We start from the raw sequence: 9,952 nt of genomic DNA on the forward strand, positions 1-9,952 counted from the left end.
CCGGGCGGCCCACTCCGGAAGAAATGCATCGCGACGGCGTGGACTGGGTCCTGGTGAAGCTGATCCGGCGCGAGAACGTCTCCAGCGGCACGACGCGCATCCATGATCTCGCCGCCCGGCCGCTGGGCAGCTTCACCCTGCGCCATCCGCTGGAATCGGCGGTGGTGGACGACGCCCGGGTGTTTCATGGTGTGACGCCGGTCGAGCCCATCGATCCGGCGATTCCGGCCTTTCGGGACGTGCTGGTGGTGACGATGCGGCGCGCGTGACTTCGGCGGATCACCCCGAGAGACTGTCGGCCGGGGCACTGCGATCATGACCGCAATACTGCGGCAAACTGTCCGGCCCGGCCCCAACACCCCGATCCGGTTTGCCTCAAGGCGTAATATATTAGTATAATAATCCCACAATCCACCCGGTGAGGCCGAGCCATGACCGCGGACCCATTGGAGACGGCGCTGCTCCTGCGCGTGGTGATGGTCCTGGGGCTGCTGCTTCTCGGTTTTTACTAACCTCTTCCACAGGGATGCCTGACCATGGCGACCGACCTCAAGCGAGAGAATTTCTCCGCCACCATCGACGGCAAGCCGGTGGATTTGTTCACCCTGCGCAACGGGCGCGGCATGGTGGTGCGCATCACCAATTACGGCGCCAAGATCGAGCAGATCCTGGTTCCCGACCGGGACGGCGCACTGGGAGACGTGGTCCAGGGCTATGACGGGATCGAGGGCGCGATGGGCGGACAGGCGTCCATGGGCTCCTTCATCGGGCGCTATTGCGGGCGCATCCCCGACGGGCGCTTCACCCTGGACGGCGTCACCCATCAGGCGGCGGTGAACGCCCCGCCCAACACCCTGCATGGCGGCCAGCGCGGCTCACGCTTCCGCGTCTTCGACGCCCGGCAGCTCGACGAGGCCAGCCTGGAACTGACCTATGTCTTCCAGGATGGCGAGGAGGGCTTCCCCGGCACCCTGCCGCTGCGGCTGGTCTATACGGTCGGCGACGACAATGCCCTGACCATCGCCTGGACCGCGGTGGCGGCCGACAAGACCACCATCGTCAACTTCACCGACCACACCTTCTTCAACCTGTCGGGCGATCTCGGGTCGTCCATCCTCGACCATGTCGCCACCGTCCATGCCGGCCGCTATCTGGCGCTGGGCGAGACGGCGGTGCCGACGGGGGAGATGGTGGATGTCACCGGCACGCCGCATGATTTCCGCACCCCGGCGGCGCTGGGCGCCCGCATCGAGGCCGACGACCGGATGCTGGCGCTCGGCAAGGGGTACGACCTGCATTACGTGATCGACAAGCCGGCGAACGGCCCGGTGCCTGTCCTTCATGCCCGCTTCCTGCACCCCGCCAGCGGCCGCACGCTGGAGGTGCTGTCCACCGAACCGGGCCTGCAGCTCTATACCGGCAATGCCCTGGAAGGGAAAACCCCGCGGGACGTCGGCAAGGGCGGCACGCTCTACACCAAGCACAGCGCCTTCTGCGCCGAACCGTCGAAATTCCCCAACTCCATCAACCTTTCCTCCCTCTGGCCGTCCTTCCCCTCGACCGTGCTGCGTCCCGGCCAATGGACCGCCGGGTCCATCGTCTACCGGTTCGGGGTCGCCTGAGGCGGCGTGCCGCCGCCCGTCTCCGCCCCCGGCCCCGCCCGACCTGCACGGCAGCCCTATTTTCCCTCGGAGTCCGTTACGACATGAGCACCTCTAAACCGATCCGCCGTTACCGGCAGACGAAGATCGTCGCCACGCTGGGTCCCTCCTCCTCCTCGCCCGACATGATCCGCCGCCTGTTCGAGGCCGGTGTCGACGTCTTCCGCCTGAACTTCAGCCACGGCAGCCACCAGGATCATGGCGAGCGTGTCCGCGCCATCCGTGCGCTGGAAGAGGAGACCGGCCGCCCCATCGCCATCATGGCCGATCTGCAGGGGCCGAAGCTGCGGCTGGGCCGCTTCGCCGATGGGCCGGTGACGCTGACCCCCGGCCAGTCCTTCTGCCTCGACCTGCTGGCAGAACCGGGTGACGCCCGCCGCGTCGGCATGCCCCATCCGGAGATTTTCGCCGCCCTGGTGCCGGATGCCGAACTGCTGCTGGACGACGGCAAGGTGCGGCTGCGGGTGACCGCCTGCGGCGCCGATTACGCCGAAACCGTGGTGGTGTCCGGCACGAAGCTGTCGGACCGCAAGGGCGTCAATGTCCCCGGCGTGGTGCTGCCGCTGTCGCCGCTCACCGCAAAGGACCGCACCGATCTCGACTTCGCCCTCAGCCAGGAGGTGGACTGGGTGGCGCTCAGCTTCGTCCAGCGGCCGGAGGATGTGGCCGAGGCGCGCAAGCTGATCGCCGGCCGCGCCGCCCTGCTGTCGAAGCTGGAGAAGCCGCAGGCGATCCAGCATCTCGACCGCATCGTCGAAATGTCGGACGGCGTCATGGTGGCGCGCGGCGACCTGGGCGTGGAAATGCCGCCGGAGGACGTGCCCTCCATCCAGAAGCGGATCGTCCATGCGGCCCGGCTGGCCGGCAAGCCGGTGATCGTCGCCACGCAGATGCTGGAATCGATGATCTCCGCCCCCGCCCCGACGCGGGCGGAGGCGTCCGACGTCGCCACCGCCGTGTTCGACGGCGCCGATGCCGTCATGCTGTCGGCGGAGACCGCGTCGGGCGAATATCCGGTGGAGGCGGTGTCGATCATGGACCGCATCGCGCGCCGGGTGGAAGGCGATCCGCTGTACCGCAAGATGATGGACGCCCAGCATGCCGACCCGGAACAGACGGAATCGGACGCCATCACCGCCGCCGCCCGTCAGGTCGCCCATACGGTGAAGGCGGCGGCCATCGCCACCTACACCACGAGCGGCTCCACCACCCTGCGGGCCGCCCGTGAGCGGCCGGAGGTGCCGATCCTCTGCATGACCGAACAGGCGGCCATCGCCCGCCGGCTGGTGCTGGCCTATGGCGTCCATGCCGTGCTGACCGAGGATGTGCAGAACTTCTCCGACATGGTGCACAAGGCGGCGCGGCTGGCCTATGTCCATGGGCTGGCGGAGGAAGGGCAGCGGCTGGTCATCACCGCCGGCGTGCCGTTCGGCATGCCGGGATCGACCAACATCCTGCGCATCGCCTGGGTCGAGCCGCCGAGCCGTCTGGAGCGCGAGCGCGAGTTGCAGGCCCGCCAACCGATGGCCTTCACCGACGCCTGACCGCATCGCACCGCCGGCCAAGCCTCCCCTTCGAACAAGGCGGAGGCTTGGCCGTTTCATGTATGGACTTGCGTTTTTCGTCGGCCGAACGATCGCGCTGCCGGTGTGGATCACGCCATCGGTCGGGCAGACACAATTCTTCGTCATCGCCGGCCCGGTCGAGGTGTCCTTCGCCGCCATGTCCGGCGAGATCGGCTGAGACCGCTACACCTTCGGCTTCCTGCTGCCGTCGCTGATCGGCAATGTGCTGGTTGGCATCGGGATGGTGGCACCGCTCAACCACGCCCGGATGCGGGATGACCGGTGAGGGATATTCCTCAGGATCCGGAGCCTGACAGTCGCTTTTTGCGTGATCTATACGGGCAGCAAATACGAAAAGGGCTTAGCCGCTGCTACGGCTAAGCCCTTGGATTCATGGCGGACCCGACGAGATTCGAACTCATGACCTCTGCCTTCGGAGGGCAGCGCTCTATCCAGCTGAGCTACGGGTCCATCGCTGGTGGAGGCGCAACATAGCCCAAGGCATTCGGAGACGCAAACACAAAAATCACAGTTTTTTCGACGGCTTGCAGCTCCCCCGGTCCGCCCTGTGACAACTGGCTTCGGAGGGCTGCGCTCCCGGCAATCCGGGGCGATGGAAACGTTTCCATTCTTCACGAAACCGTTTTCACGCCGTCACGCGATTGCAACACGCCGCCGCCACTCTGCACCCGCGCCGGATCGGACGGTGCGGGACCAGGGATGAAGGGTGGCAGATGGGCGGCGGATTGACCGAAAGGCGTGCGATGGACCGCGTGGCGACGATCCGCGATGTGGCGGCGCGTGCCGGGGTGTCCATCGCCACCGTGTCGCGCGTTCTCAACGGCAGCGGCAACGCCACGCCGGAAACCATGGAGAAGGTCCGCGCCGCCGCCTCCGACCTGTCCTTCCGCCCCAGCACCATCGGCCGCAGCCTGAAGGCGGCGCGAACACGCACCGTCGGCGTGCTGGTGCCGTCGCTGACCAACCCGGTCTTCGCCGAAAGCGTCGCCGGCATCCAGGATGCGGCGGCCGAGGCCGGATACAGCGTCCTGATCGCCTCCACCGACTATGACCCGGCCAAGGAATCCCGTGCCATCGAAGGGCTGCTGTCCAACCGGGTAGAGGGGCTGGTGCTGACCGTCGCCGATGCCGACCGCAGCGGCTCGCTCGACACGCTGGACGAGGTGCGGCTGCCCTATGTGCTGGCCTACAACCAGCCGGAACGGGCGGCGCGCGCCCATGTGTCGGTCGACAATGTCGCCGCCTCCCGCGCGGTGGTGGAGCGGATGGCGGCGCTGGGCCACCGCCGCATCGGCATGATCGCCGGGCGCTTCCGCCAGTCCGACCGTTCGCGCCGGCGCCATGCCGGCTGGCTGGCGGCGCTGGACGATGCCGGCCTGCCCCCCGGTCCGGTGGTGGAGGTCGATTTCAACGAATTGCGGCTGGCCCACCGGCTCGCCCCTCATCTGGAGGGGCCGGAACGACCGACCGCCTTCTTCGCCTCCAACGACATGCTGGCGCTCGCCACCATCCGGGCCTTGCGCGACCTCGGCCTGTCCGTGCCGGACGACCTGTCGGTCTGCGGCTTCGACGGGATCGAGATCGGGCGGCTGATGGCGCCCAGCCTCGCCACCCTGGTACAGCCGGCCCGCGCCATGGGCGCCACCGCCTTCGAATGCCTGCGCACCGGCTTTTCCGGCGAGCTGCAAGGCCGCGCCGTGATGCTGCCCTTCACCCTGCGGCCGGGCGAATCGCTCGGCCCGGCCCCGTCCCAATCGACTTAAGCGCTTCCCGAACGGAGAAATCCCGGATCATGTTCAAGCCGTTCCTGCCCGCCCGGCTCCTGCTCGGCGCCGCCTTCGGTGCCGCCGCTCTGGCTGCCGCCCTCACCGCGACGGTGACGCCCGCCACGGCGGCGGAGCCGACCGCCATCTGCTACAACTGCCCGCCGGAATGGGCGGACTGGGCGTCGCAGCTGAAGGCGATCAAGGCCGATCTCGGCATCGCCGTGCCGTTCGACAACAAGAATTCCGGCCAGGCGATGGCCGCCATGCTGGCGGAGAAGGACAAGCCGGTCGCCGACGTCGTCTATCTCGGCGGGCCGGTCGGCATCCAGGCCAAGGCGGCCGGTGTGGTCACCCCTTACAAGCCGGCGGGCTGGGCCGACATCCCCGACGGGATGAAGGATGCCGACGGCAGCTGGTTCGCCATCCACAGCGGCACGCTGGGCTTCTTCGTCAACACCGAGGCGCTGGGCGGCAAGCCGGTGCCGCAGAGCTGGGCCGACCTGCTGAAGCCCGATTATTCGGGCATGGTCGGCTATCTCGACCCGACCAGCGCCGCCGTCGGCTATGTCGGGGCGGTGGCGGTCAATCTGGCCCTGGGCGGCGATTACGGCAGCTTCGACAAGGCCGTCGGCTGGTTCAAGGAGTTGCAGAAGAACCAGCCCATCGTGCCGAAGCAGACCTCCTACGCCCGCGTGCTGTCGGGCGAGATTCCGATCCTGATCGACTACGACTTCAACGCCTACCGCGCCAAATACACCGACAAGGCGCCGGTCGCCTTCGTCATCCCGAAGGAAGGAACGGTCTCGGTCCCCTATGTGATGGCGCTGGTCAAGAACGGCCCGAACCCGGAGAACGGGAAGAAGGTGCTGGACTATGTGCTGTCCGACAAGGGCCAGACCCTGTGGGCCAACGCCTTCATGCGCCCGGTGCGGGCCGAAGCGATGTCGCCGGAGACCGCGGCCAAGTTCCTGCCGGCCGCCGACTATGCCCGCGCCAGGCCGGTGGACATGGTCCGCATGGCCGAGGCGCAGAAGGGCTTCATGGACCGCTATCAGGCGGAGGTGAAGTGAGCGCCTGCGTGCAGGACGCCCCCCTCCCCCACCGGCCGGCGGCGCGTCCGCCGGCCGGTGGGGGATGGACGGGCGAGCCGCTGCGGCTGGCGGCCCTGCTGGCGCCGGCGGCGGCGGTGTTCGCCGCCTTCTTCCTGCTGCCGCTCGTCCGCCTGATCGTGATCGGTGCCGGCGGAGCGGAGGGATGGAGCGCCTATCTGACCACGCTCGCCGCCCCCGGCCATCTCGACAGCCTGATTTCCACGCTGGCGCTGTCGGCGGGGGTGACGGCGGTGACGCTGGCGGTCTCGACCGTCGCCGGGCTGTTCCTGGTGCGCAACCAGTTCCCCGGCCATGCCCTGCTGGTGGCGCTGCTGACCTTTCCGCTGGCCTTTCCCGGCGTGGTCATCGGCTTCATGGTCATCATGCTGGCCGGCCGCCAGGGGCTGATCGGCACCGTCACCCAGGCGCTGGGGGCGGGAAAGCTGGTCTTCGCCTATTCCATGGCCGGCCTGTTCCTCGGCTATGTCTATTTCTCGATTCCGCGCGTCATCCTGACGGTGATGGCGGCGGCGGAGAAGCTCGACCCGCGGCTGGAGGAGGCGGCGCGCTCACTGGGGGCATCGTCCTGGCGCGTGGTGGCCGACGTGATCCTGCCGGCGCTGAAACCGGCGCTGATCTCGGCAGGCGCGCTGTGCTTCGCCACCTCGATGGGTGCGTTCGGCACCGCCTTCACGCTCGCCACCCGGATCAATGTGCTGCCGATGACGATCTACACCGAATTCACGCTCCAGGCGAACATCGCCGCGGCAGCGGCGCTCAGCGTCCTGCTCGGCCTCATCACCTGGGCGGCGCTGGCGGTGGCCCGCAGCGTCGCCGGCACTTCCGTCGCGGCGGCGGGGTGACGGGCATGCGTGACCTTTCGCACCGCCGCGGCTGGGGCTTCTGGCTGCAACTGGGCTTCACCCTGCTGGTCTGCGCCCTGCTGACCGTGCCGATGGCGATGTCGATGCTGGCCGGCCTGACCGCCAATTACTTCGTCGGCTTGAAGAGCGGCCTGACCCTGCATTGGGTCGAGGAGGTGTGGCGGGTCTATTCCGGCACCATCCTCCTGTCGCTGCAGATCGCCGTCGCCTGCCTGGCCAGCACGCTGCTGCTCGGCGTTCCGGCGGCCTATGCGCTGGCTCGGCGCCCCGGCCGGGTCGCCCGGCTGGTGGAGGAGCTGCTGATGATGCCGGTCGCCATTCCCGGCCTCGCCACCGCGCTGGCGCTGATCGTCACCTATGGCGGCGTCGGCGATCTGCGCAGCAGCTGGCTGTTCATCCTGATCGGCCATGTGCTGTTCACCCTGCCCTTCATGGTCCGCGCCGTGCTGGCGGTGATGGGCGCCATCGACCTGACGACGCTGGAGGAGGGGGCGGCCAGCCTGGGCGCCGGCTTCCTGCGCCGCTTCGCCACGGTGGTGCTGCCCAACTGCCGCTCCGGCATCCTGGCCGGCTCGCTGATGGTGCTGACCTTGTCGGTGGGGGAATTCAACCTGACCTGGCTGCTGCACACGCCGCTGACCAAGACGCTGCCGGTCGGACTGGCCGACAGCTATGCCTCGCTGCGGATCGAGATCGGCAGCGCCTACACCCTCGTCTTCTTCCTGATGATCGTGCCCAGCCTGATCCTGATGCAGGGCCTGGCGAAGCGCGGCCGTCCGTCCGTTTGAGAGTCCTCTCATGCCCGACAGCTTCCACCTCGATGCCGTGCCGATCCGCCTGGAGCGCTGCGGCAAGACCTTCGCCGGCGGCGCCCGCGCGCTGGAACCGCTGGACCTGACCATCCGCGGCGGCGAGACCGTCGTCTTCCTCGGCCCGAGCGGCTGCGGCAAGACCACGACGCTGCGCATCATCGCCGGGCTGGAAAGCCCCGATCCCGGCGGCCGGGTGCTGTTCGGCGAGGAGGACGTCACCGCCCTGCCCATCGAGCGCCGCAATGTCGGCATGGTGTTCCAGAGCTACGCCCTGTTCCCCAACATGACGGTGGCGGAGAACGTCGCCTATGGCCTGAAGGTGCGCAAGCTGCCCCGCGCCGACCGCGCCCGCCGGGTGGAGGAGATGCTGGACCTGATGCATCTCGGCGAGTTCGCCGGGCGGCGCATCGACCAGCTGTCCGGCGGCCAGCGCCAGCGTGTGGCCCTGGCCCGCGCCCTGGTGGTGCGCCCGCGCGTGCTGCTGCTGGACGAGCCGCTGACGGCGCTGGACGCCAAGCTGCGCGACAGCCTGCGGCTGGAGATCGACCGGCTGCTGCGCAGTCTGGGCATCACCGCCGTCTATGTCACCCACGACCAGGGCGAGGCGATGGCGCTGGGCGACCGCATCGTGGTGATGGCCAAGGGCCGGGTGGCGCAGGTCGGCACGCCGAGGGAGATCTACTATCAGCCGGCGGACGGCTTCGTCGCCGACTTCATCGGCACGATGAACCGGCTGGGCGGTACCGTGCGCGGCGGGACTCTGTCCATCGGCACGGCGTCGCTGCCCTGGTCCGGGGCGGATGGCGCGGTGGAGCTGCTGGTCCGGCCGGAGGATCTGGCGCTGGCCGGCGAGGCCGACGGGCATCTGGGCGGCACCGTCGCCGCCGCGGTGTTCCTGGGCGACCGCACCCGGCTGCTGGTGGAACCGGCGGACGGGCCGGCGCTGACGGTCGACACGCTTGGCCGGAGCGGCCTGGAACGCGGCGACCGGGTTTGGCTGCGGGTCGATCCGGCGAGGATGCTGGCGGTGCCGTGAGCGTATCGGCGACGCACCAGACCACCAATCGACCCTTCAAGCCCTGGAACAGGCACCATGATCATCGTCCAGATCACCGACACCCACATCAAGCCGCCCGGCCGTCTCGCCTACCGCCGTGTCGACACCGCCCCCTTCCTGGAGCGGGCGGTCGCCGCCATCCTGGCGCTCACCCCGCGCCCCGACGTGATCCTCGTCACCGGCGACCTCGTCGATGCGGGGCATGCGGAGGAGTATGAGCGGCTACTCGGCCTGCTGCGGCCGCTCGACATCCCGCTCTGCGCCGTGCCCGGCAACCACGACGAGCGCGCCGGACTCGCCCGCGCCTTTCCCGATCTGGCGGCGCGGGTCGGCGACAGCCGCTTCTTCCACTACACGGTGGAGGACTGGCCGGTCCGCCTGATCGCCATGGACACCGTCCTGCCCGGCTCCGGCGCCGGCGAGGTCTGCGCCGAGCGGCTCGGCTGGCTCGACGCACGGCTGGCGGAACAGCCCGACCGGCCGACCGTCGTCTTCCAGCACCACCCGCCCTTCGCCACCGGCATCGGCCATATGGACCGGCTGGGGCTGAGCGGCGCCGACGCCATGGCCGATGTGATCCGCCGCCATCCGCAGGTGGAACGGGTGCTGTGCGGCCATCTGCACCGGCCGATCCAGGTGCGCTGGGCCGGCACCATCGCCTCCACCGCACCATCGACCGCGCATCAGGTGGCGCTCGACCTGCGGGACGATGCGCCGTCCGCCTTCGTGATGGAGCCGCCGGGCTACCAGATCCACATGTGGCGCGCCGACACCGGTCTGGTCAGCCACACCGCCATGATCGGCGACTATGACGGCCCCTACCCCTTCTTCAAGGACGGAAAGCTGATCGACTAGCCCCGCACGGATTGATTTGGGGCCTTTCGCCCGGCTGTCACGCGCCTGTCACGGGCTTGGCGTATGACAGGCCACTCAAAGCCGATCCCAAGGGAGACGACAGAGATGAAGGCGTTCCTCGCCACCCTCGCCACGGTTCTGACGCTGACGCTCGGACATGGCGCCGTTTCCCAGGCGGCGCAGGCCGATGGCGCACCGGCAAGCTGGTGCTCTACACCTCGCAGCTGAAGCCGGACGCCC

General features: G+C 68.9%; 11 protein-coding genes and 1 tRNA gene. 11 read left to right on the top strand and 1 reads right to left on the bottom strand.

Annotated features, from left to right (window positions below; translation table 11 throughout):
- The 4 genes from I71_RS16895 to I71_RS38355 form a co-directional block, all read left to right on the top strand.
- Positions 1–269: 2OG-Fe dioxygenase family protein (locus I71_RS16895; protein ID WP_042696016.1), on the top strand; the 269-nt coding region annotated here is incomplete at its 5' end.
- A gap of 267 nt (positions 270–536) precedes the next feature.
- A complete protein-coding gene (locus I71_RS16900) occupies positions 537–1,622 on the top strand; it encodes an aldose epimerase family protein (protein ID WP_042696010.1) in 1,086 nt (361 codons plus the stop codon).
- A gap of 83 nt (positions 1,623–1,705) precedes the next feature.
- Complete coding sequence (gene pyk, locus I71_RS16905) at positions 1,706–3,205, top strand: pyruvate kinase (protein WP_042696011.1); 1,500 nt, start codon at positions 1,706–1,708, stop codon at positions 3,203–3,205.
- 58 nt (positions 3,206–3,263) lie between these two features.
- On the top strand, positions 3,264–3,404 hold the full coding sequence (locus I71_RS38355; protein ID WP_159107400.1) for a hypothetical protein: 141 nt from the start codon (positions 3,264–3,266) through the stop codon (positions 3,402–3,404).
- Between the two features lie 216 nt (positions 3,405–3,620).
- Here I71_RS38355 and I71_RS16910 read toward each other — a convergent pair.
- A tRNA-Arg gene (locus I71_RS16910) sits at positions 3,621–3,697 on the bottom strand.
- Positions 3,698–3,972: 275 nt separating this feature from the next.
- Between I71_RS16910 and I71_RS16915 the strand changes: the two genes are divergently transcribed.
- The 7 genes from I71_RS16915 (at position 3,973) to I71_RS40615 (ending at position 9,940) form a co-directional block, all read left to right on the top strand.
- Positions 3,973–5,010 (top strand): LacI family DNA-binding transcriptional regulator, encoded by a 1,038-nt coding sequence (locus I71_RS16915; RefSeq protein ID WP_244433885.1) that lies wholly within the window; start codon positions 3,973–3,975, stop codon positions 5,008–5,010.
- 29 nt (positions 5,011–5,039) lie between these two features.
- Entirely contained in the window at positions 5,040–6,083 is a 1,044-nt protein-coding gene (locus tag I71_RS16920; RefSeq protein ID WP_042696012.1) for an ABC transporter substrate-binding protein, read from the top strand.
- Positions 6,080–6,967, top strand: coding sequence for an ABC transporter permease (locus I71_RS16925; protein WP_307189008.1), 888 nt, complete (start codon positions 6,080–6,082; stop codon positions 6,965–6,967). The genes I71_RS16920 and I71_RS16925 overlap by 4 nt, the downstream gene beginning before the upstream one ends.
- 5 nt (positions 6,968–6,972) lie before the next feature.
- Entirely contained in the window at positions 6,973–7,776 is an 804-nt protein-coding gene (locus I71_RS16930) for an ABC transporter permease (RefSeq protein WP_042696013.1), read from the top strand.
- A gap of 10 nt (positions 7,777–7,786) precedes the next feature.
- Entirely contained in the window at positions 7,787–8,836 is a 1,050-nt protein-coding gene (locus I71_RS16935; RefSeq protein WP_042696014.1) for an ABC transporter ATP-binding protein, read from the top strand.
- Positions 8,837–8,893: 57 nt separating this feature from the next.
- Positions 8,894–9,712: a phosphodiesterase gene (locus tag I71_RS16940; protein ID WP_042696015.1), complete on the top strand. Its 819-nt coding sequence runs from the start codon at positions 8,894–8,896 to the stop codon at positions 9,710–9,712.
- A gap of 105 nt (positions 9,713–9,817) precedes the next feature.
- The gene (locus I71_RS40615) at positions 9,818–9,940 is read left to right on the top strand and encodes a hypothetical protein (protein ID WP_280109890.1); all 123 of its coding nucleotides are present in this window, start codon (positions 9,818–9,820) and stop codon (positions 9,938–9,940) included.
- The last annotated feature ends 12 nt before the right edge of the window (positions 9,941–9,952 follow it).

It is taken from the genome of Azospirillum sp. B506 (assembly GCF_000333595.1).
Classification (GTDB): Bacteria; Pseudomonadota; Alphaproteobacteria; order Azospirillales; family Azospirillaceae; genus Azospirillum.